This window comes from Bacillus sp. FAU18, assembly GCF_056033885.1.
Genome location: NZ_JBVYHZ010000003.1, coordinates 32434 through 54226 on the forward strand (window position 1 = coordinate 32434; position 21793 = coordinate 54226).

Here is a 21793-nt window from a genome sequence, read left to right on the forward strand (position 1 = left end):
TTTCCACATCGCGGCATTCCTTCTATTTCTAACGCAAGACACTCGAAACAACCAAACCATTTGAGGTATAATGGATAAAGTGAATAACAGTATTTAGATTGATATATATGAAAGAGAGTGGAACATCATGGGCCGTAAGTGGAACAATATTAAAGAGAAGAAGGCGTCTAAGGACGCAAATACGAGTCGAATTTATGCGAAGTTTGGCCGTGAGATTTATGTGGCGGCGAAACAGGGCGAGCCTGATCCGGAATCCAACCAGGCGCTGAAGGTTGTGCTTGAGCGTGCGAAGACTTACAGCGTGCCGAAAAACATCATTGAACGTGCGATCGAGAAGGCGAAGGGCGGAGCGGAAGAGAATTACGATGAGCTTCGTTATGAGGGCTTCGGGCCGAACGGATCAATGATTATCGTTGATGCGCTGACGAATAATGTAAACCGGACGGCGCCGGAAGTGCGTGCGGCGTTCGGGAAAAACGGCGGAAACATGGGTGTGAGCGGATCTGTTGCTTACATGTTTGACGCGACGGCTGTAATCGGTGTGGAAGGCAAAACTGCTGACGAAGCGCTTGAAATCCTGATGGAAGCGGATGTTGATGTGCGTGACATTTTAGAAGAGGATGACAGCGCGATCGTGTATGCCGAGCCTGATCAATTCCATGCGGTGCAAGAGGCGTTTAAAAACGCGGGTGTCGAGGAATTTACAGTAGCGGAGCTGACAATGCTTGCGCAAAGTGAAGTAACGCTTCCGGATGATGCAAAGGAACAGTTTGAAAAATTGATTGATGCATTAGAAGATTTGGAAGATGTTCAGCAGGTATATCATAACGTTGATTTAGGCGAGTAAGGAGTGAGCAGGCTGTTATGGCCTGCTTTTTTTGTCCTGGAAATTGTTTTAGCTGTATGTAGGCGGCCGCCTATACGATCAGTAAGATATTCTCATACTCTGGACTGTAACCTATGTGAAGGAGAGAGTGAATATGACTGATACAAGACATATGTATGGCGGACCTGGTTGTGGTCATTATCAGGGCTTTGGTATTGGCTATCCGGGCTATGGCATGCAAAGCACAGGCCACCCGGGTTATGGCATGTATGGAGGCCACCCGGGCTTTGGCATGTATGGAGGCTACCCAGATCACGGCATACATGGAGGTGTCGGCGGCTATCCGGGATATGGAACGTACGGAGGATACGGAGGATCCGGCGGTTACCCAAGCGGCGGCTATGGAGGCTCTCCGGGAACTGTAAGTTATCCGAACATGCACCATGAAAATGATGGCCATCACCACTATTATCACCATCATCATGATGGAAAAGATAATCTTCATCACCATCATCACCATGTTGGAAAGGATAATTATCACCACCATCATGATGGTCATTATGGCCACCATCACCACCATATGGGCCACTGGGGAAAAGACGGTTATAAATAAAGAAGATGATGGTATAAAGAGGACACTCTTGCAGATCAAGAGTGTTTTTTATCTTTTTTCTTGACTGTTCAGTCTGGAAACTGGTAACATTTGTTTCAGGAGGTGATCGTCTTTTGGGGAGGAATAAAGAATTTGATACGGCACTTGTTCTTCACAGGGCGATAGAGGTTTTTGGAGAGTATGGCTACGAAGGAACGTCTCTTCAGGATCTGCTCTCTCATTTAGGCATTGCGCGCCAAAGTTTGTATGATACGTATGGCACGAAGCGTGATTTGTTTTTGTCAGCTGTGAAAACGTATCTTGAAGGGAAAAACACTGCCGTTATGGAAAGGCTTGAAGCGCCAGGATCTGTAAAGGAAGCCATTCGTGATATTTTTCAAGAAGGTGTCAATGCTTTGAGGGATCCTGAACGGGCGAAGGCGTGCTATATCATTAACAGTGCGATTGAACAGATTCCGCATGACCCTGAGCTTGCCCGGTATTTTGAAAGACAATCCAAGCAGCTTGAGGACGCTTTTTATCAGGCGCTTTTAAGAGCGAAGGATCAAGGAGAATTGAATGGCGAAGATACTGATATATCTGCGCTTGCCCGGTACCTGAATCAAAGCAGGCTGTCTCTGACATTTGTTGCGAAAGTGACGGCTGATATGGATCGGCTTCAGGACCATGTTGACGTGAGTTTATCAGTGCTTGATTAACATGTGGTAAAGGATTCTTTGCCCATGTATGTACTTTTCGGACTGAATAGTCTAGAAATAAAAATGAGGTGATGATGAATGTTGATGAATGAGTTTGAAAAAGCATGTGAAACATTGAGAAAGTTTATGGCTTATATGCTTGAGAAGGACATGAAGAGCTGGACGGAGCTTTGGGATGAGAATGCTGTATTTGAGTTTCCTTATGCGCCGGAGGGATCGCCAAAAAGAATAGAAGGAAAAGCGGCCATTTACAATTATATTAAGGATTATCCTAAGCAGATCCATCTTTCTTCATTTACCGCTCCGACAGTGTATCGTTCAGCAGACACGAATACGATGATTGCGGAGTTTCAATGTGACGGCCATGTGATTGAGACTAGGCTGCCTTATCGCCAAAGCTATATCAGTGTCATCGAAACGAGAGATGGCCGCATTGTTCGTTATAAGGATTATTGGAATCCGCTTGTTGTAAAAGAGGCCTTTGGAGGATCATTTTTGCAAACAGAGGAGAGTGGAAAACGATGAAACAGAATCCGATTTTAATTACAGGCGGGACCGGCACAACCGGCAGCCGAATCGCCAGCCGTTTAATAGAGCTGGGGCACAGGGTGCGTATTGCGAGCCGGAAAAAGGGCGCGCTTGCTGATGCTGAGTATGTGTATTTTGATTGGAAGGACGCCTCCAGTTTTACGCCTGCTCTGGAACAGGTAAAACAGATCTATCTTGTTGCTCCGGTCGGTGTATTTGATCCGGCTCCCTATGTGCTCCCCTTTTTAAAGGAGGCAAAGCGTCTCGGTGCAAAGCGTGTAGTGATGCTAAGTGCGTCTGTTGTCCCTGAGAATGGTCCCGTGTTTGGCGCGATTCATCAGGCAGTGCGCGAATTTCCCGAATGGACGGTGCTGCGGCCTTCATACTTTATGCAAAATTTTATCAATGTCCAGCATCGAAAGTCGATTCAAACTGAGGGGCGCATCATCACGGCTTCGGGCGAGGGAAAGCTAGGATTCATTGATGCTGATGACATTGCAGAAACAGCCGTGTGTGCTTTGACTGATGCCGTCCCTCATCAGACACATCATATCCTGACAGGACCCGAGGCGCTGAGCTATGCCGAAGCGGCAGAGATGATCGGTGCTGCGGCGGGACGCCGGGTGGAGCATGTCAGCATTTCTCGTTCCGAGCTGCAGAATCGGATGGAGGCAGCTGGTTTGCCGGTTGATTATGCGGGATTTATGGCGGGGCTTGATGAGGCAATCAGACATGGTGCGGAACATCGGGTAACGGATACAGTGAAGCGTGTGACGGGAAAAGAACCTCGTTCGCTGTCAGAGTTTGCGGCTGCTCATGCTGCATATTGGAAACACTGACCTCATTTTGGACTGAATAGTCTAGAAAGACCTTCGGCTCTTCCGAAGGTCTTCTTATTGAAAAAGCTAAGCCGTGTTTCAGTCATAATCATGCCCCCTGCCTCATACCTATTAAGGTCATTGTTTTTGAGAAAGGAGGAGCCGGAATGAAGGATATGCAGCCGTTTACGCCTGTCAAATCATATACGCCCTTTCACAGCCGTTTTGATCCCTGTCCGCCTATAGGGAAGAAATTTTACAGAACGCCCCCTAACCTTTATATGACCTTTCAGCCTGAGCACATGGAGCAGTTTTCGCCGATGGAGGCTTTGAGGAAAGGCACCCTTTGGAAGGATCTCTATGATTTTTATGAAAACCCTTATCGAGGGGGAGACGCACATGGCAAAAAAGGTTGATGCCGAATATTATCGTCAGCTAGAGCAAATACAGGCTGCTGATTTTGTGCTTGTTGAGCTGAGTCTTTATTTAAATACACATCCTCATGATGAAGATGCGTTGAAGCAATTCAATCAATATTCCGGCTATTCAAGGCACTTAAAAAGACAGTTCGAATCCTCTTACGGACCGCTTCTGCAGTTCGGCAACAGCCCCGCGGGCAAGGATTGGGATTGGGGAAAAGGGCCATGGCCGTGGCAAGTATAAGGAGGAATGCCTGAATGTGGGTGTATGAAAAGAAGCTGCAATACCCTGTCAAGGTCAGTACGTGCAACCCGACGCTGGCGAAGTATTTGATTGAGCAGTATGGCGGAGCGGACGGCGAGCTGGCCGCGGCTCTCCGGTATTTGAACCAGCGTTATACGATTCCTGATAAGGTCATCGGCCTTTTAACAGATATCGGCACGGAGGAGTTTGCCCATTTGGAAATGATTGCGACCATGGTCTATAAGTTAACGAAAGACGCCACACCGGAGCAGCTGCGTGAAGCGGGGCTTGGCGATCATTACGTCAATCACGACAGCGCGCTTTTTTATCATAATGCGGCGGGCGTGCCGTTTACCGCGAGCTATATCCAAGCGAAGGGCGATCCGATTGCCGATTTATACGAAGATATTGCCGCAGAAGAAAAGGCGCGGGCGACGTATCAATGGCTGATTGATATTTCGGATGATCCTGATTTAAACGACTCCCTGCGTTTTTTGCGAGAGCGTGAAATCGTACACTCTATGCGCTTCAGAGAAGCGGTTGAAATTTTAAAAGAAGAACGGGATAAAAAGAAGATTTTCTAATAGGCAGATTGGCCTCTCTTTCATACACCCTTTTACATACAGAGAAAATGGTCTGTTTTTGCAGTTTGGTCTGCATTATAATCAAGGTGTGTGTGCAAGCTTACTTTTTGATTGGGAGGCCTTTATGTCAGCTTTTAAGATTGAGAACGAAACGATTGCAGATGGATTTTACGCGTGTCCGGCCGTCTATGAGGATGCAGAATCGATTACCGGGTTGCTCGTCCGAACAGCTGAATGGCTCCGGGATCGGGGTTCTAACCAATGGAGCGGACTTCTGAAAGGGCAAGATATACATGATATCACGGGGTCAATTGAAAAGGGACATGTGTTTGTGTTTAAAAAAGATGAAGAGCTTGCGGCTGTCGTGATGCTGCTGCCTGAACCGAGCGAGTGGGACCGGACGCTTTGGGGAGACGATGGGCATGAGGAGTCCATTTATTTGCATCGCCTCGCAGTAAGCCGCCGGTTTGCGGGACAGGGGCTTGGAGCCCGCGTCCTTCAGTGGGCGGAGACGGGCATACACTTTCCGGAAAAAACGCGGATACGGCTTGACTGTGTCGCTGATAGCGACGCCCTGCATTCCTTTTATCGGCGTATGGGATATGAATTCATGGGTGCTGATGCGTCCGGATATCATTTGTTTGAGAAAGAGATTACGGCAGAATAAGCGTCCTTTGCAGGGGGCTTTTTTGTCTTTTCTAAAAGGGAGGGCAGGCGATGTTGTGGCCAATTTTATTTGTGACAGGGTTGTGACGGCTTGTCTGTTTGCTGGCGTATCCGTTTTGATGCGGATGAGGTTTCCTGACAAAAGTCGGCCAGAATGGATGTTGGCCGTGCTGATCGTCCTTGGTATGTTTGCGATCTGGTACAGCCTCGTGTATGTACGCGGCTGGGAAGGGGCTGCGCTCGGAATGCTTGGATTCAATGTCATTTTCGGGGCCATTGCCGGATATTTGGTCGATAAGGCCATCCGGCGTTACAGGAAAAGATAAAGCTGCTGCCGTCTCTCATCATGTCGAAATTTTCACAGAACGGCAGGAATTTTCTTTCGAAAGGAGAAATACATATTACTTTAAAATGAAAGCGTTTTCCGAAGCGGGAAGGTGATGTTGATGATACAGAATGTGACAAATGGGCTGAATCGTTTTTGTACGTGGGTGATGAGACTGGCCTATTTGAATGTGCTTTGGATTTTGTTTTCTCTTGCAGGCCTGGTTGTGTTTGGACTGATGCCCGCTACTGCCGCGATGTTTACAGTGGCGAGAGAATGGGCGAAGGGGAATACAGATGCCCCGGTGTTTTCTGTCTTTATTCGGGCGTTTAAAAAGGAATGGCGGGCATCACAGATCCTCGGGCTTATCGTTGTGACGGCTGCCCTGTTTCTGTTTGCGGATATGCGGATAGCGGCTCAGATGGACCAGCCTGTGCTCGTCAATGTATTCCTGAGCATTAGTTTGATTTTCGCGTTTGTTGTGCTGTATGTGTTCCCGGTATTTTCTCATTTTGACGTGAAAATCAAAGAGGTGCTGAGCATCAGCTTTTTCATTGCCTTCAGCCGTCCGGCGGTGACGCTTTTGATGGCGGCTGGCGCTGTCGGTGTGCTTTGTCTCGTTCTGTTTCATGTCACGTTTCTATTGTTTTTCAGCGGGAGTTTACTCAGCCTGATCTTAACGAAGCTGTCCTTTAAAGCGTTTCGGTCAATGGATCAGCGGCAGGAGAAAGAAAAGGCGGCATGAAGAAAAGAGTTGCTGGCTGGTACAGGCGGATGAAGATTAAGGATAAGCTGTTTGTGTTTCTATCGTTGATTATGGCCGTATCCTTTCTGTTTGTATACAGCGGGGTCCAGTATGCCTTTCATGTGTATGATGAGCAGATTTACCGCAAGTCCTCGGAGGTGCTTCGCATGTCTTCTGAAAGGATCGAAGACGAGCTGAAGAAGATAGAGGATGTGTCATATGAAATCATTACAGACGAACAGATTCAGCGCATCCTGAGTATGCAAAATCGGGATGATACGTATGATCAATATCAAATGAAGCAGGAGCTTTGGGATCAGCTTGCGGGATATGCCAGTGATGAAAAGTACATCGATTCCATTCATTTGATTGATGCCCGCGGCTCAGAGTATTCAGCCGGAAGCAGTTCTTCAGATCTTTTGCAGCAGGAGCAGGAAGAGGTATTTAAGCGAGCGAAAGCGAAAAATGGAAGAAATCTTTGGATGACGCTCGGCGGGTCAGATCCTGTCCTGATTTCAGCACGGCAGATCAGGTCCTATCACCAGCTGAGTCTGAACGGCTTGGGCATGGTGCTGATCCAAGTCAATGTAAAACAAATGATTCGTGATGTGCCGAAGGATTGGGGCGATTCAGTCGGAGACATTATGATTGCTGACCAAGGCGGTAATTTGGTGTATACGGCACATGCATCAGCGCATGTTCCTGAGGCAGCAAAAGAGACGCTGAAGCACCCCGGTTATGACTTGATAAAAAAGAATGGCAAACGTTACTTTATTTCTTATCTTCAATCATCCTACCAAAATTGGAGCTACTATAACGTTATCCCCTTTGATCAGATGTTCGCGAAAATTTCCTTTATGAAAACAGTGATCGGCACATGCTTTCTCCTCTTTTTCTGTGTGGTTTTGCTTTTCGGAAGGAAAATCGCTAACAGTATCACGGAGCCGATTGAACAGCTTGTGACCGCGATGAAATCGGTACAGCACGGCGGCATTGAAGCGGGTGTGTCGCTTTCTCTGCCGGAACATACACAGGATGAGGCCGGCATGCTGAACCGCCATTTTACTGTCATGATGAAACGGATTAATGAGCTGATGGAAGAAAATGTGGAAAAACAGCTCATTATTAAAGAAACCGAATTGAAAGCACTGCAAGCCCAGATCAATCCGCATTTTTTATATAACACGCTCGAGTCCATCAATTGGCTGGCCAAGGCGAATCAGCAAAAGCAAATCTCAAAAATGGTGGAATCGCTCGGTTTTCTTCTGCGAAACAGCATACATATGAAAAAGGATATCGTGACCATTCAGGAGGAGGCGGACATTGTACGTCACTATATGACCATTCAGCGATTTCGATTTGAAGAGCGCCTGAATTTCACGTTGGATATTGACGATGAGGTGAAGCATTGCCTCATTCCGAAACTGACGCTCCAGCCGCTTGCGGAAAATGCGATTCAATACGCGCTTGAACCCTTTACAAGACCGTGCGCCATCCGGATTCAGGCGAAAAAGGCGAAGGAATGTGTCTGTATTACGGTCGAAGATAACGGCCCTGGCATGGATGGACGGATTCTTGAATCAACGGGCGGAAGAGGAATCGGACTTTGGAATATTCGCGAGCGCATCAGCCTGACATTCGGAGAGCCATACGGATTGCGGATTCATAGTGAGCATGGAAAGGGGACGAGGATTGTGATCACAATACCGTGCCAAAATGAGGTGGTGTGATGTATAAAATTCTGCTGGCTGATGATGAGAGGATTATCCTTGATGGAATGGCAGGAATCATTGAGTGGGAGTCGCTTGGCGCCTCATTGATCGATAAAGCGCAGAACGGACATGAAGCATATGAAAAGATTGTACATAAGCAGCCGCATATCGTCATCACAGACGTCAAAATGCCCGGCATGGACGGGCTTGAGCTGATCAAAAAGGTGTCAGCCGTCAGCCCGTCGGTGCAATTTATCGTCCTGTCCGGGTTTGGAGAGTTTGAGTACGCAAAGGAAGCCATGAAATATGGGGTGAAGCATTATTTGCTGAAGCCCTGCAATGAACAGCAGATTATCAGCTCGCTGGAGGAAATCATTGCTGAGCTGAAGCGGCAAGATGTGCACAAAAAGAAAACAGCCCATCTAAAACACGAGCTCGACCATATCCGTTCCTTTGCAGCCGATCAATACTTGGAAGGCTTGATCGCCGGTGTGGCCCAGCTGTCTCCGCCGCCTTCACTTGCCGGAAAAAAGATCCGCCTCTTGATCTTAAAAGGGGAACAATCTATTGATGCCACAGCCAGAGAGGCACTCGGGTCGGCACTGACAGCGGTTTGCAGCAGCGGAGAATGGACCGTGCTCGCCGTAGAGGAGAACGCCGCTGAAAAGGCGGCGGAGGTTTTTGCAACCCGCAAGCTGGCCATCAGTCAGGCGGGAGAACTCCGGCACGCGGGGCAGCTGTTTCGTGACACAGCTGAAGCGTCTGGTGACCTGCATGGGAGCGCAGTGATTTCAAAAATGATCAGGCTTATTGCCGACGAGCTCGGAAATCCGAATCTGTCCTTAAAATGGGCGGCGAAGGATATGCTGTTTATGAATCCTGATTATCTCGGGAAGTTATTTAAGCAGGAAACAGGCGAGAAATTTTCCCAATATGTTACACGAGTGCGTCTTGAACATGCGATGAAACAGATGAAAATGAGGCGGGATGCGAGTGTATCAGAAATTGCTGAAGAAATCGGGTTTGGCGATAATCCGAAGTATTTCAGTCTTGTTTTTAAAAAATATACCGGTCTGACACCGTCAGAATTCAGAAGAAAACAGGGAGGCGCTTCCGCAGGATAGCCATCTCTGTTTTTTTGACTTTCGCCACTGTTTTTTGAGTGTTTCGCCCTATCCGAACGCTTTAAAATAAAATGTAAGCACTTACATTAAAAGGGGGGATTGGTTTGAAGAAGATTTGTTACGTGCTGTTATCCCTTGTCTGCGTCTTTATTTTCAGCGGATGTTCAGCAGGTGAAGAGGCCTCGGGAAAAAAAGAAGACGTTACACTCAGAATCGCGTGGTGGGGCGGGCAGCCAAGGCATGATTATACAACAAAGGTAATTGAACTTTACGAAAAAAAGAATCCGCACGTCCATATTGAAGCGGAATTTGCGAACTGGGATGACTACTGGAAAAAGCTCGCGCCCATGTCTGCCGCCGGCCAGCTTCCGGATGTCATTCAAATGGATACCGCTTACTTAGCCCAATACGGAAAGAAGAACCAGCTGGAGGATTTAACGCCGTATACAAAGGATGGAACGATTGACGTCAGTTCAATCGACGAGAATATGCTGTCGGGCGGAAAAATCGACAATAAGCTATATGGATTTACGCTAGGTGTCAACGTGCTGTCTGTGATTGCCAATGAAGATTTGCTGAAAAAAGCCGGTGTGTCTATCAATCAGAAAAACTGGACGTGGGAGGATTACGAGAAGCTGGCGTATGATCTTCAGGAAAAAGCCGGTGTCTACGGTTCCAACGGAATGCATCCGCCTGATATTTTCTTCCCTTATTATTTGCGCACAAAGGGTGAGCGCTTTTATAAAGAAGACGGCACTGGCCTCGCGTATCAAGATGATCAGTTGTTTGTCGATTACTTTGAGCGGCAGCTGAGGCTGGTGAAAGCGAAAACGTCCCCAACACCTGATGAAAGCGCACAGATTAAAGGGATGGAAGACGATTTTATCGTCAAAGGCAAATCAGCGATTACATGGAACTACTCCAATCAATATTTGGGCTTTGCCCGGCTGACAGACTCGCCGCTGTCTCTCTATCTGCCGCCGGAGCAAATGAAGGAAAAGGCTCTGACATTGAAGCCGAGTATGCTGTTTTCCATTCCGAAAAGCTCTGAGCATAAAAAAGAGGCAGCGAAATTTATTAATTTCTTCGTGAATAATGAGGAAGCGAACCAGCTGATTAAAGGCGAGCGAGGCGTTCCAGTCTCCGACAAGGTGGCGGATGCGATTAAACCGAAGCTGAATGAGGAAGAAGCCAACATCGTGGAGTATGTAGAAACCGCGTCAAAAAACATCAGCAAAGCCGATCCGCCAGAGCCTGTGGGAAGCGCGGAGGTCATCAAGCTGCTGAAGGATACGTCAGATCAGATTCTGTATCAGAAGGTATCGCCGGAAAAAGCCGCCAAAACGTTCCGGAAAAAGGCCAATGAGATATTAGAGAGGAATAATTGACGGGAAATGGGGCTGACGCAATGAAAAAAAGCCGGAGTATAAGAAAAGACAATCTGGCGGGATATGCTTTTATTTCTCCGTTTATCATCGGGTTCCTATGCTTTACGGTGATCCCGATGGGGGCGTCCCTGTTTCTGTCCTTCACGAGCTATGACTTGTTTACGGCGCCGAAATGGATCGGGCTCGACAACTTTAAGGAAATGTTTACGGGTGACGAAAAGTATTGGCAGTCTCTGAAGGTGACATTTACGTATGTGCTTGCCGGGGTTCCGCTCCGCCTCGGCTTCGCGCTTTTTATCGCTGTCATTTTAAACAATGCAGCAAAAGGAACGGCCATTTACAGAACGCTCTTTTATCTGCCTTCGATCATCGGCGGGAGCGTCGCCGTGGCGATTATGTGGCGCAATATTTTTGGCAATGACGGGGTCATCAATGCGCTGCTGTTTTTTGTCGGGATTGATCAAAAAATTCTTTGGTACCAGAATCCGACAAGTGCGCTGTGGACATTGATTCTGCTGTCCGTCTGGCAGTTCGGGTCGTCAATGCTGATTTTTCTGGCCGGGCTGAAAAACATTCCGTCTTCGTATTTGGAAGCGGCAAGTGTGGATGGGGCAAATCGGGTGCAGCGTTTCTTCAAGATCACGCTTCCGATTCTTACACCGATTATTTTCTTTAATCTTGTGATGCAGACGATTTCTGCTTTTATGACATTTACACCTGCCTATATCATTTCGAAGGGCGAGGGCGGGCCGCTTGACGGGACACTTCTCTATTCGCTCTATTTGTTCCAGCGTGCGTTTAACTATTTTCAAATGGGCTACGCATCGGCGATGGCGTGGGTCATGCTTGTCATTGTCGGGCTGATTACGCTCATATTGTTTAAAACATCGTCATATTGGGTTCATTACGAGTCAAAGGAGGAATGACGGATGGAGCCGGTCAACCAGCCTGTCAGAGAAGCCCCGGTTTTTGAGAGAAAAAAAAGCCGGGCGCGTCAGTCCCAAACGCATACTGTTCCATGTTTGTACAGGAACACTGGCGGTGTTACTGCTGTACCCGGTCATTTGGCTGTTTGTCAGCTCGTTTAAAGAAAGCGCCAGTATTTTTACAACCTCTCATTCACTCATTCCAGACCCTTTTATTCTCAGTAACTATGCTGAAGGGTGGAAGGGGATCGCGGGACAGCCGTTTCTGACGTTTATTAAAAACTCGGCGATTATTGTCGGGCTGTCAACAATCGGTGCCGTCCTGTCATCGGCTGTCATTGCGTACGGATTTGCGCGTATTCCGTTTAAGGGGAAAAAATTTTGGTTTGCGTGCATGATGGGGACGTTAATGCTGCCTCATGAAGTATTGATGATTCCGCAGTATATTATGTTTGCGAAATTAGACTGGCTGAATTCCTTTAAACCAATTGTCGTTCCGCAATTTTTCGGGCATGCGTTTTTTATCTTTCTGATGATCCAGTTTATCCGGACGATTCCCGAGGAGCTGGATGAAGCCGCGCGAATCGACGGATGTGGGCGCTTTGCCTGCTTTTGGCGGATCATTCTCCCGCTGATTGCCCCCGCGCTTGCGACGTCTGCGATTTTCTCCTTCTATTGGAAGTGGGAGGAGCTGATTCAGCCGCTCTTGTATTTGAATAAGCCGGAGCTTTACCCTGTTTCACTTGCGCTGAAGCTTTTTCTCGATACAGAGTCGGCTTCGAACTGGGGCGCGATGTTTGCCATGTCGGCCGTCTCGTTATTGCCTGTGATTCTTGTATTCTTTTTGTTTCAGAAATATATCGTTCAGGGCATCAGTACGACCGGATTAAAATAAAAAGGAGTGTTGCAGATGGCACAGCTTATTTTTGATGAAGAAAAGGTGACGTCGGTTATTGACCGGATCGTGAAACGGACATTTCAGATGGATTTTGCGTGGGATTGGCCGGGCGGCGTCGCGTTTTACGGCGTAGCGGAGGCCTATGAAGCGACAGAAAACGAGGAATATATCAATCTGCTAAAAACGTGGGTGGATGAACAGCTGGAGGATGGGCTGCCGCCGCTTTCGATCAACGGAGTTTCCATCGGGCATACGCTTTTGTTCCTCCACAAGGTGACGGGTGATGACGTGTATTTGGAAACAGCGGCCGAGATGGCGGAATATGTGCTGCATAAGGCGCCGCGCTTTGGCGAGGGGATCCTTCAGCATACGGTGAATGCGGCAGAATACGTATTCCCTGAACAGGCATGGGCGGATACGCTGATGATGGCTGGGCTGTTTATGCTGAGAATCGGGCGGATCATGGAGCGTGAGGATTATTTTGAAGACGGCCTGCGTCAGTTTCACGGACATGAGGATGTGCTTCAGGACCCTGTCACGAATTTGTACTACCACGCCTGGGACAACAAAGCGCAAAATCATCTGTCGGGGATTTATTGGGGCAGGGCGAACGGCTGGGCGGCACTCACGATGGCAAAGGCGCTCCCGCTTATTGAGGTGACACATCCTTCCTTTATGATCATCGACGGATCGCTCAGAGACCAGCTGAGCGCGCTTGTCCGGCTTCAGGATGAAACAGGGCTGTGGCATACGATTTTGGATGATCCGGATTCTTATCTGGAGGTTTCGGCATCAGCCGGTATTGCTTCTGCTCTGATGTCGAGCGGAAAGCTGTATACAAAATATGTGCAGAAATCGCTTGCAGCCATTTTGGATGCGGTGGAAGAGGACGGACGGGTCAGCAAGGTATCGGCCGGGACAGCCGTCATGAAAAATGCCGAAGGATACAAACAGGTGCCTTACAAACGAATACAAGGATGGGGGCAGGGACTTGCGCTGACGTTTCTTGCTGATGTTTTGAAAACGAAAAAACGCGTGTATCAGTAAAGATAGCGGCGGGGGGAGAGGGATGAAAAAACAGCTTCAACAGAAGGAACGGGTTTCTCGCTGGAAGGGAACGTATTTCAAAAGAAACTTTGTCTTCATTTTGCTGATTGCCTGTATTCCCGGATTGCTGACTGGCGGCGCAATCTACTTTCTTTCGATCGACAAGGTGGAGAAAGAGCTGCAAAGGTCGCATGAAACACAGGTGGCGCGTGAGGTCAGCCGAATGGATGAGAAGCTGGGAGTGCTTGAACTGGCACTCACCCAGATGGCCTACGATTCTTCACTGATGAACGGATTGGCCGAGAGGGATTTGGAGAAAGACTTTACGTTCTCCTATCAATTAACGAAAAAGCTGTTTCTTTTGCGGGACCAGCAGCCGCTGATCGAGCAGGCTTCCATCTTTCTGAACAGCCCCCGGCCACTTGTGCTGAGCCCTGAATACAGCGCTTTGACAGAACAGGAGGCGCTTCGCAAGTATCGCTCGCTGCTTGCCTCAGACCACAGCATTTATTGGAAACGGTCGGGAAATCAAGCGATGCTGATCCAGCTCATCCCGGGCGCGGCGGAGAAACCGTTCGGCGCGATCATGCTGGCGGTTGATCCGAAAGAAATGGAATCAATCCTGCAAAGCTTGTCCCCCTATCCTGATGGCAGTGCGCTGCTTTTAGATCAAAATCGAGAGGTGCTGTTTCATGAGGGGGAAAAAGATTTTGAAAAGACTTTACTTCATGAGATAAAAAAACAGCCTGCTGAGAACGGCCATTTTCAGATGGAATGGGAAGGCAAGGTGTATTCTGTCTCCTTTGGAGAAATGAACCGGATGCATCAGCAATGGACCTTTGTGTCAGCGGCGCCTCTTTCAGCTATTACAGCGCCGATGGTGTTTTTATCAAAAGTGATCATCGTGATGCTGGTCATTTGCATCGGTTTGGCGGTATGCATGACATGGTATGCATCAAAAAAAATCTATCGTCCCATTCAGCATTTGCTTGGCTTGTTTACCGGAGGAGAGAAGAAAACATGGCAGGCGTCCGGGCAGGATGAATTCAAGTGGATTGAAAAGAGATGGCAGGATCTATCCCTTGAAAGCCGGAAGCTCCAAGAGCAGCTCCTGCGGCAGACGCCCCATATGAAAAAAAGTTTTTTGCAGCATCTCTTGCAGGGCGATTTTTACTATGACAACGAGGAAAGCCTCAGATTGCGGATGGAGGAGGCTGGCTGGAACATCGGCGGAAACGCGTTTCATGTGCTTGATCTACAGGTGACAGGGCTCCGTTGTGAAAAAAGCATCTTCCGTGAAGGTGATGAACAGCTTGCCGTGTTTACCCTGACCAATCTGGCTGAGGAATTGGCGGATAAACGCGTTTTTCAGCTCTCCATACTTGATATCGGCCGGCTTTCTGTCACCGTTCTTGTGATGAAAACAAACAGCTCTGATCTGAAGGCGTATATAACGGAGCTGGCACGCCAATTTGGAGATGTAACCGGACTATGCCTGACCTCGACATTGAGCAGCAAGACGGAGCGTGTCACGGAAATCCCTTCTTTATTTCAGAATGTGAAAAGCGGCAAATCCCGCAGGAAGTTTTCTAACCGGGATCAGGTCATTGATTTGCAGGCCGACTTCCCTCAGGATGAGCAGTTCGCTCCTTATTACCCTTTTGAGCTGGAAAAACAAATTGTTCAGGCCATCCGGCTGGAAAGAAAACAGGAAGCCAAGGAACTGATAGATGGATGTATGAAGGAACTGTCGGAAAAAGCGGCCATAGACAGGCATGTGCATTCCGCCCTGATTCAGCTGTTTTCCCGCATTCAGGAGGATATTTTGCATTCCGGGCTCAATCCCAGCGAACTGTTTCAGCACCGGAATCCGTTTCTTGATATTTCAGAATTGCGCGAACCTAACGAAGCGGCGGCCTGGCTGATGGATGTAGTGGTGACGCCTTACCTTTCCAAGCTTGAGGGCAGAAAAAACAGACAGCAAAAGCAGCTGGCAGAACGTGTGATTGCGATGATTCACGAACAGTATATGGCGGACATTTCATTGGAAAGCTGTGCCGATGCGCTTGGCATGAATTCATATACGTTAAGCAAGGCATTTAAGCAAGTGACCGGCATTAATTTTATCGATTATGTGACCCAGATCAGAATCGAAAAGGCGAAAGAACTGCTGGTCAATACGAATAAAAAAATTCATGACGTGTCAGAAGAAGTCGGCTACCGCCACAATTACTTCAATCGGATTTTTAAAAAACAGGTCGGCATGCCGCCGGGTGTCTTCAGGCAAATGTATCAGGAAACGCCGTGAAAGGAGAGAACATGTGATGAAGAAACCGATTCAAGTATTTTTAGCGGGGGATTCCACTGTGAGTGACTGCCCGCCTCATGAAGCGCCGATGGCGGGGTGGGGGCAGGTATTCGGGCAATTGTTTTCAGAAGATGTGCTTGTCCGCAATCATGCCAAAGGTGGAGCGAGCACCAATTCTTTTGTGGAGGAAGGAAGGCTTCAAGCAATTGCCGAACGCATCACACAAGGCGATTATTTGTTGATTCAATTCGGCCACAATGACCAAAAACCGCGGGGGACGAAGCCGTACTCCACATTTCAGCAATTTCTTACCTTGTTTGCAGATACGGCACGCGAAAAGGGCGCGCATCCTGTGTTCGTTACATCGGTGCAGCGCCGCCGCTTTGATGAAAACGGACGGATCGAGCATACGCTCGGTGAGTATCCCGATGCGATGAAAGCACTGGCGAAGGAGCTCGATGTACCTGTGATTGATCTGCTTGCGAAAACAAAGGTGCTGTATGAAGCATACGGGCCGGAGGAGTCGAAGCGATTGTTCGTTTGGTTTCAGCCGAATGAACATCCGAATTACCCGGACGGCATTGAGGACAATACGCATTTTTCGGAAGAAGGTGCAATGGAGGTTGCGAAGCTTGTGGCAGAAGGCATTGAAGAGCTCGGACTTCCGCTTAAGGACCACCTTGTGAGCCGGGAGGGGAAAGAACATGTATAAGGAAGGCGCGTGCCTGTACCACAATCCGCTCCGGTCAGTTAGTGATGTAAAGGACTGGCGGATGGAGGGAGGCGGACAGATCTCATTTGACGATCACAGCTTGCACCTGTCACATGTCCAGGACGAAGCGCACTTTGTCTTATGGTGTCCGGAAACCTTTCCAGACGGCATCATTGTGACATGGGACTTCTCTCCGATCGAGCAGCCTGGACTGTGTATGCTGTTTTTTTCTGCTGCGGGAATGGGAGGCGAGGATTTGTTTGATCCAAGTCTCCAGAAAAGAACGGGAAAATACCCCGAGTATCATTCGGGGGACATCAATGCCCTCCACCTGTCATATTTCCGCAGAAAATACCCGGAGGAAAGAGCATTCCGCACCTGCAATTTAAGAAAAAGCCGCGGTTTCCACCTCGCCGCAATGGGGGCCGATCCGCTGCCTTCTCCAGACGACGCTGATTCTCCGTATCGTATGAAGCTGATCAAAGACAAAGGCTATGTGCATTTTTCAATCAATGGTCTGCCCATTCTTGAGTGGATGGACGACGGCAGCACATATGGGCCTGTGTTAACAAAAGGAAAAATCGGGTTCCGGCAGATGGCCCCCATGAAAGCTACTTACAGGGATTTTGCCGTGCATCAAGCGGTGAGAAGATGAAGACGACTGTAACGGATGCGCTTTATGCAGGCTGCGAAGCGGTGGTGAAAATAGCATGGCTCAACGGTCTGTGGCTCTTGTTTACACTTTTGGGCGGCGTTCTTTTCGGATGGGCGCCGAGCACAGCCGCGATGTGTGCCGTTATAAGGAAATGGCTGATGGGGCAAAAGGATGTCCCGGTATTTCCGTTATTTCTCGATACCTATAAAAAAGAGTTTTTCAAGATTAATGCGATCGGATTGGCGTTTTCGGCTCTTTTGCTCATATTGTCCGCGAACTATCATTATTTTTCTGCCAGTACGGATTGGCTGTCCTTTGCCGTAACAAGCTGCACGCTGCTTGCAGGGCTTTTGTATATCATCGCGCTGATGTATGTGTTTCCCCTTTATGTGCATTACCAGCTCCCGCTTCGCAAATATATTCCGCAGGCACTGCTTTTTGGCGCCATGAGACCGCTGACGACCGGCTGTATGCTGATCGGGTGCGGATTTGTCCTTTATTTGCTGTATACGCTTCCTGGCCTGATTCCATTTTACGGCCCGTGTTTATTTGGGCTTGTGTTGATGTTTTTTGCTCTTAGGGGATTTCAAAAGACGGAGGCCCAGCATCATCAAGCCGGGTAACAAAAAAATGACAAATACGCAAAAAAGTGCAGTGTCCGAAATAGGCAGATGCAAAAAAGTGAAATTGAAGACAGCTCACATAGCGCATAAAATCCAATTTAAGTAAGCGCTTACAGATAAATGAGAAGGAGCTGTCTGATGATTACACGAAGGAAACGCATGTTTACCGCTGTTACGTTGCTGGTCTTGTTGGTGATGGGAGCCTCTGTATGTCCTGTGAAAGCTGAAGGGGCAGCGCGGCAGATGGAAGCGCTGAACCGGGGGCTTGTAGCGGTCAAGACGGACGGGGGCATTTTTGTCAGCTGGCGGTTTCTTGGAACCGAAAACGCATCTGTTTTGTTCAATGTGTACAGAGACGGGCAAAAGCTAAATGCTGCGCCTGTCAAAACCACGAACTATGTGGATAAAAACGGATCGACGGGCTCTTCGTATACGGTTCGAGCTGTTGTAAACGGTACCGAACAGCCGGCTTCTGAAAAAGCCTCCGTATGGGCGCAGCCGTATCATTCTGTCCCGTTGGATAAACCGGCTGGCGGAACGACGCCAAAGGGTGAAGCTTACACGTACAGCGCTAATGACGCAAGTGTTGGCGATGTGGATGGTGACGGGCAATACGAGCTGATCCTGAAATGGGACCCTTCTAACTCAAAAGACAATTCACAGGATGGCTATACGGGTGACGTACTGATTGACGCATATAAACTGGACGGCACAAAGTTATGGCGGATCAATCTCGGCAAAAACATCAGAGCGGGCGCGCACTACACCCAGTTTATGGTGTATGACCTTGATGGTGACGGAAAAGCGGAAGTGGCAATGAAAACGGCAGACGGGACAAAAGACGGCACGGGTAAAGTAATTGGAAATGCCAATGCTGATTACAGAAATGAACAGGGGCGTGTGCTTTCAGGCCCTGAATATCTCACTGTGTTTCAAGGTTCAACCGGGAAAGAGCTTGTCACTGCAAATTTTGAACCGGCGCGCGGTAATGTGTCGGATTGGGGAGACAGCTACGGCAACCGTGTTGACCGTTTTCTCGCCGGCATTGCCTACCTTGATGGACAGCGGCCGAGCCTGATCATGACCAGAGGGTATTACGCTAAAACCATGCTAGTTGCCTATAACTTCAGGGACGGAAAGCTGTCAAAGCTTTGGACGCTGGACTCCTCAAAGTCAGGAAATGAAGCGTTTGCCGGACAGGGGAATCACAACCTGAGCATCGCGGATGTTGACGGGGATGGAAAAGATGAGATTATTTTCGGCTCAATGGCTGTTGATCATGACGGGAAAGGCATGTACTCGACCGGCTTAGGCCATGGGGATGCCCTCCATACAGGGGATCTTGATCCGGGCCGGCCGGGGCTTGAGGTGTTTCAAGTTCATGAGGACAAAAATGCAAAATACGGCTTATCTTTCCGGGATGCTGCAACCGGAAAAATCCTTTGGGGCGTTTATGCCGGCAAGGATGTAGGCCGGGGAATGGCTGCTGATATTGACCCGCGTTATCCGGGACAGGAGGTGTGGGCAAACGGTTCTCTCTACTCATCGAAAGGGGCCAAAATTGGAAGCGGGGCTCCGTCCTCGACCAACTTCGGCATCTGGTGGGACGGCGATCTGCTGCGGGAACAGCTGGACAGCAACCGAATTGATAAGTGGGATTATCAAAACGGCGTATCGAAAAATGTGCTGACTGCATCAGGCGCAGCATCTAACAACGGCACAAAAGCAACACCGGCGCTTCAGGCTGATCTGCTCGGTGACTGGCGCGAGGAAGTCGTGTGGAGAACGGAGGACAGCAGTGCTCTGCGCATTTACACGACGACCATTCCGACTGAGCACAGGCTGTATACGCTGATGCACGATCCGGTGTACCGGCTTGGCATCGCCTGGCAAAATGTCGCCTATAACCAGCCGCCGCACACAAGCTTCTTTTTAGGAGACGGCATGGCGGAACAGCCAAAACCAAATATGTATACGCCTTAACTGAAAGGGGGAAGGAACGGGCTGCGCGCAGCCCGTTCCCATCAAATGAAACCAAAAAAGAGGCAAATGGAATACTTGACCAGAGGTTTGATTGCGGTAAAGACAGATCAGGGCGTGTTTGTCAGCTGGCGTTTTCTCGGAACAGATCATGAGACGACGGCTTTTCACCTTTATCGGGATGGAAAGCGGATCACCCGCGATCCAATCGCTGAAAGCACTAATTTTCTCGATCAAAACGGAACGGCTGACTCTGTTTATCAAGTGGCGGCTGTCAATAAAGGGCGGGAAGAAAAGCTTTCCAAGGAAGCTCGTGTTTGGCAGGAAAATGTCCTGGAGGTTCCGCTTGCCAAACCGGAAGGCGGTATCACACCGGACGGAAAGCCGTACACTTACAGCGCAAATGATGCCAGTGTCGGAGATGTAGACGGGGATGGAGAATATGAAATTATTCTAAAGTGGGACCCGTCCAATTCAAAAGACAACGCTCATGACGGGTATACCGGGGAGGTGCTCATAGATGCCTATAAACTGGACGGCACCTTTTTGTGGCGCATCAACCTCGGCAGAAACATCAGGGCGGGCGCTCATTACACGCAATTTATGGTGTATGACCTGGATGGTGACGGAAAAGCAGAAATCGCCATGAAAACAGCTGACGGCACAACAGACGGGAAAGGACATATCATCGGTGATGAGCAGGCCGATTTTAGAAACGAACAGGGCAGAATTTTGTCCGGTCCGGAATATTTGACTGTGTTTAAAGGAGAAACCGGTGAGGCACTCACGACCGTGGAATATGAACCGCCCCGCGGCAAGCTGGAGGATTGGGGAGACGGATATGGAAACCGGATGGACCGTTTTCTCGCTGGAATCGCCTATTTGGATGGGGAGCGGCCGAGCCTTGTAATGGCGCGCGGCTACTATACGAGAGCCGTGCTCGTGGCATACGATTTCAGAAACGGAAGGCTCAAAAAACGCTGGGTATTTGACTCCAACCATCCGGGACATGAAGCGTACGCAGGACAGGGGAACCACAGCTTGAGCGTGGCGGACGTAGATGGAGACGGAAAAGATGAAATCATATACGGCGCAATGGCGGTCGATCATGACGGAACCGGCCTGTATACAACGGGGCTCGGGCACGGAGACGCGATGCATGTAGGGGATCTGGACCCGTCACGAAAAGGGCTTGAAGTGTTCCAGGTGCATGAGGACGCCACAAAGCCGTACGGACTGTCACTGCGAGATGCCGAAACCGGTGAGATATTATGGGGCGTCCATGCTGGAACTGACGTTGGCCGGGGCATGGCGGCTCATATTGATCCAAGCTACAAAGGGGCGCTCGTCTGGGGAATTGATCCGCCGGGCAATGATGGCATGTCGTATGGGCTTTTCACGAGCAAAGGCGAAAAAATCAGTGACAAAGCGCCCGCTTCAGCCAATTTCGCCATCTGGTGGGACGGTGATTTGGTCAGAGAACTGCTTGATCATGACTGGGACGGAACGATCGGCAGGCCAAAGATTGAAAAATGGGATGCTGAAAACGGCTGTCTGAAGACGATATTTCAGCCGGCCGGCGTGCTGTCCAACAACGGCACGAAAGGAAACCCGGTTCTTCAGGCCAACCTGTTTGGAGACTGGCGGGAAGAAGTGATATGGAGAACGGAAGACAGCAGCGCGCTCCGTATCTATACAACGACACATCTCACCCGCCACCGCTTTTACACGCTGATGCATGATCCGGTTTACAGGCTCGGCATCGCCTGGCAGAATACCGCCTACAACCAGCCGCCGCACACGAGCTTTTATCTCGGTACAGGGATGAAAAAACCGCCGAAGCCCGCCCTGTACATAGCGGGAAGTAAAGCGGAGGCGCCGCTGTAGGAGGACTAAGGGATAAGACGCAAAGGCTGAACGCTACGACAAGATGATTAACGAACGGGCAGGACAA

The 21793-nt window shown here is 49.1% G+C and carries 21 protein-coding genes and 2 pseudogenes; all 23 read left to right on the forward strand.

Going from position 1 to position 21793, the window contains the following annotated elements; all coding sequences use genetic code 11:
• Nucleotides 1-127: 127 nt before the first annotated feature.
• The gene (locus AC0OMU_RS00355) at nt 128-847 is read left to right on the forward strand and encodes a YebC/PmpR family DNA-binding transcriptional regulator (RefSeq protein ID WP_003242611.1); all 720 of its coding nucleotides are present in this window, start codon (nt 128-130) and stop codon (nt 845-847) included.
• A gap of 133 nt (nt 848-980) precedes the next feature.
• Nucleotides 981-1439 (forward strand): spore coat protein YeeK, encoded by a 459-nt coding sequence (gene yeeK, locus AC0OMU_RS00360; protein WP_474240812.1) that lies wholly within the window; start codon nt 981-983, stop codon nt 1437-1439.
• A 113-nt stretch (nt 1440-1552) separates the two neighbouring features.
• Complete coding sequence (locus AC0OMU_RS00365; protein WP_047182233.1) at nt 1553-2137, forward strand: TetR/AcrR family transcriptional regulator; 585 nt, start codon at nt 1553-1555, stop codon at nt 2135-2137.
• A gap of 78 nt (nt 2138-2215) precedes the next feature.
• Entirely contained in the window at nt 2216-2662 is a 447-nt protein-coding gene (locus AC0OMU_RS00370) for a nuclear transport factor 2 family protein (RefSeq protein ID WP_474240813.1), read from the forward strand.
• Nucleotides 2659-3524, forward strand: a pseudogene (locus AC0OMU_RS00375) (NmrA family NAD(P)-binding protein). Before AC0OMU_RS00370 ends, AC0OMU_RS00375 begins: the two are co-directional and overlap by 4 nt.
• A 126-nt stretch (nt 3525-3650) precedes the next feature.
• Entirely contained in the window at nt 3651-3899 is a 249-nt protein-coding gene (gene cotJA / locus AC0OMU_RS00380; protein ID WP_474240814.1) for a spore coat-associated protein CotJA, read from the forward strand.
• Nucleotides 3883-4146, forward strand: coding sequence for a spore coat protein CotJB (cotJB, locus tag AC0OMU_RS00385; protein ID WP_003219491.1), 264 nt, complete (start codon nt 3883-3885; stop codon nt 4144-4146). Before cotJA ends, cotJB begins: the two co-directional genes overlap by 17 nt.
• 14 nt (nt 4147-4160) lie before the next feature.
• Nucleotides 4161-4730, forward strand: coding sequence for a spore coat protein CotJC (cotJC, locus tag AC0OMU_RS00390; RefSeq protein ID WP_003233850.1), 570 nt, complete (start codon nt 4161-4163; stop codon nt 4728-4730).
• A 124-nt stretch (nt 4731-4854) separates the two neighbouring features.
• Complete coding sequence (locus AC0OMU_RS00395; protein ID WP_014479097.1) at nt 4855-5397, forward strand: GNAT family N-acetyltransferase; 543 nt, start codon at nt 4855-4857, stop codon at nt 5395-5397.
• A gap of 22 nt (nt 5398-5419) precedes the next feature.
• Entirely contained in the window at nt 5420-5722 is a 303-nt protein-coding gene (locus AC0OMU_RS00400) for a YesK-like family protein (RefSeq protein ID WP_474240815.1), read from the forward strand.
• Between the two features lie 114 nt (nt 5723-5836).
• Nucleotides 5837-6466 (forward strand): YesL family protein, encoded by a 630-nt coding sequence (locus AC0OMU_RS00405; RefSeq protein ID WP_474240816.1) that lies wholly within the window; start codon nt 5837-5839, stop codon nt 6464-6466.
• A complete protein-coding gene (yesM, locus tag AC0OMU_RS00410) occupies nt 6463-8196 on the forward strand; it encodes a two-component system sensor histidine kinase YesM (RefSeq protein WP_181218515.1) in 1734 nt (577 codons plus the stop codon). Before AC0OMU_RS00405 ends, yesM begins: the two co-directional genes overlap by 4 nt.
• Entirely contained in the window at nt 8196-9302 is a 1107-nt protein-coding gene (gene yesN, locus AC0OMU_RS00415) for a two-component system response regulator YesN (RefSeq protein WP_474240817.1), read from the forward strand. Before yesM ends, yesN begins: the two co-directional genes overlap by 1 nt.
• A gap of 104 nt (nt 9303-9406) precedes the next feature.
• The gene (locus tag AC0OMU_RS00420; protein ID WP_015482921.1) at nt 9407-10690 is read left to right on the forward strand and encodes an ABC transporter substrate-binding protein; all 1284 of its coding nucleotides are present in this window, start codon (nt 9407-9409) and stop codon (nt 10688-10690) included.
• Nucleotides 10687-11616, forward strand: a complete 930-nt coding sequence (locus AC0OMU_RS00425; RefSeq protein WP_003233835.1) for a carbohydrate ABC transporter permease — start codon at nt 10687-10689, stop codon at nt 11614-11616. Before AC0OMU_RS00420 ends, AC0OMU_RS00425 begins: the two co-directional genes overlap by 4 nt.
• Nucleotides 11617-11619: 3 nt before the next feature.
• Nucleotides 11620-12511, forward strand: a pseudogene (locus AC0OMU_RS00430) (carbohydrate ABC transporter permease).
• Nucleotides 12512-12526: 15 nt separating this feature from the next.
• Nucleotides 12527-13561: a rhamnogalacturonyl hydrolase YesR gene (gene yesR, locus AC0OMU_RS00435; RefSeq protein ID WP_251218295.1), complete on the forward strand. Its 1035-nt coding sequence runs from the start codon at nt 12527-12529 to the stop codon at nt 13559-13561.
• 22 nt (nt 13562-13583) lie between these two features.
• Nucleotides 13584-15869: a transcriptional regulator YesS gene (yesS, locus tag AC0OMU_RS00440; RefSeq protein ID WP_474240818.1), complete on the forward strand. Its 2286-nt coding sequence runs from the start codon at nt 13584-13586 to the stop codon at nt 15867-15869.
• Between the two features lie 13 nt (nt 15870-15882).
• On the forward strand, nt 15883-16581 hold the full coding sequence (rhgT, locus tag AC0OMU_RS00445) for a rhamnogalacturonan acetylesterase (RefSeq protein ID WP_082098068.1): 699 nt from the start codon (nt 15883-15885) through the stop codon (nt 16579-16581).
• On the forward strand, nt 16574-17236 hold the full coding sequence (locus tag AC0OMU_RS00450; protein ID WP_181218523.1) for a YesU family protein: 663 nt from the start codon (nt 16574-16576) through the stop codon (nt 17234-17236). Before rhgT ends, AC0OMU_RS00450 begins: the two co-directional genes overlap by 8 nt.
• The gene (locus AC0OMU_RS00455; protein WP_181218525.1) at nt 17233-17859 is read left to right on the forward strand and encodes a YesL family protein; all 627 of its coding nucleotides are present in this window, start codon (nt 17233-17235) and stop codon (nt 17857-17859) included. The genes AC0OMU_RS00450 and AC0OMU_RS00455 overlap by 4 nt, the downstream gene beginning before the upstream one ends.
• A 138-nt stretch (nt 17860-17997) precedes the next feature.
• The gene (gene rhgW / locus AC0OMU_RS00460; protein ID WP_474240819.1) at nt 17998-19842 is read left to right on the forward strand and encodes a rhamnogalacturonan lyase; all 1845 of its coding nucleotides are present in this window, start codon (nt 17998-18000) and stop codon (nt 19840-19842) included.
• Between the two features lie 45 nt (nt 19843-19887).
• Nucleotides 19888-21726, forward strand: a complete 1839-nt coding sequence (gene rhgX, locus AC0OMU_RS00465; RefSeq protein WP_474240820.1) for a rhamnogalacturonan exolyase — start codon at nt 19888-19890, stop codon at nt 21724-21726.
• Nucleotides 21727-21793 lie beyond the last annotated feature (67 nt).

Bases quoted from the DNA above. Each gene is read 5' to 3' on its own strand.
- AC0OMU_RS00355 (WP_003242611.1), top strand. From the start codon at position 128: ATGGGCCGTAAGTGGAACAATATTAAAGAGAAGAAGGCGTCTAAGGAC.
- yeeK (WP_474240812.1), top strand. From the start codon at position 981: ATGACTGATACAAGACATATGTATGGCGGACCTGGTTGTGGTCATTAT.
- AC0OMU_RS00370 (WP_474240813.1), top strand. From the start codon at position 2,216: ATGTTGATGAATGAGTTTGAAAAAGCATGTGAAACATTGAGAAAGTTT.
- cotJA (WP_474240814.1), top strand. From the start codon at position 3,651: ATGAAGGATATGCAGCCGTTTACGCCTGTCAAATCATATACGCCCTTT.
- cotJB (WP_003219491.1), top strand. From the start codon at position 3,883: ATGGCAAAAAAGGTTGATGCCGAATATTATCGTCAGCTAGAGCAAATA.
- cotJC (WP_003233850.1), top strand. From the start codon at position 4,161: ATGTGGGTGTATGAAAAGAAGCTGCAATACCCTGTCAAGGTCAGTACG.
- AC0OMU_RS00395 (WP_014479097.1), top strand. From the start codon at position 4,855: ATGTCAGCTTTTAAGATTGAGAACGAAACGATTGCAGATGGATTTTAC.
- AC0OMU_RS00405 (WP_474240816.1), top strand. From the start codon at position 5,837: ATGTTGATGATACAGAATGTGACAAATGGGCTGAATCGTTTTTGTACG.
- yesM (WP_181218515.1), top strand. From the start codon at position 6,463: ATGAAGAAAAGAGTTGCTGGCTGGTACAGGCGGATGAAGATTAAGGAT.
- yesN (WP_474240817.1), top strand. From the start codon at position 8,196: ATGTATAAAATTCTGCTGGCTGATGATGAGAGGATTATCCTTGATGGA.
- yesR (WP_251218295.1), top strand. From the start codon at position 12,527: ATGGCACAGCTTATTTTTGATGAAGAAAAGGTGACGTCGGTTATTGAC.
- yesS (WP_474240818.1), top strand. From the start codon at position 13,584: ATGAAAAAACAGCTTCAACAGAAGGAACGGGTTTCTCGCTGGAAGGGA.
- AC0OMU_RS00450 (WP_181218523.1), top strand. From the start codon at position 16,574: ATGTATAAGGAAGGCGCGTGCCTGTACCACAATCCGCTCCGGTCAGTT.
- AC0OMU_RS00455 (WP_181218525.1), top strand. From the start codon at position 17,233: ATGAAGACGACTGTAACGGATGCGCTTTATGCAGGCTGCGAAGCGGTG.
- rhgW (WP_474240819.1), top strand. From the start codon at position 17,998: ATGATTACACGAAGGAAACGCATGTTTACCGCTGTTACGTTGCTGGTC.
- rhgX (WP_474240820.1), top strand. From the start codon at position 19,888: ATGAAACCAAAAAAGAGGCAAATGGAATACTTGACCAGAGGTTTGATT.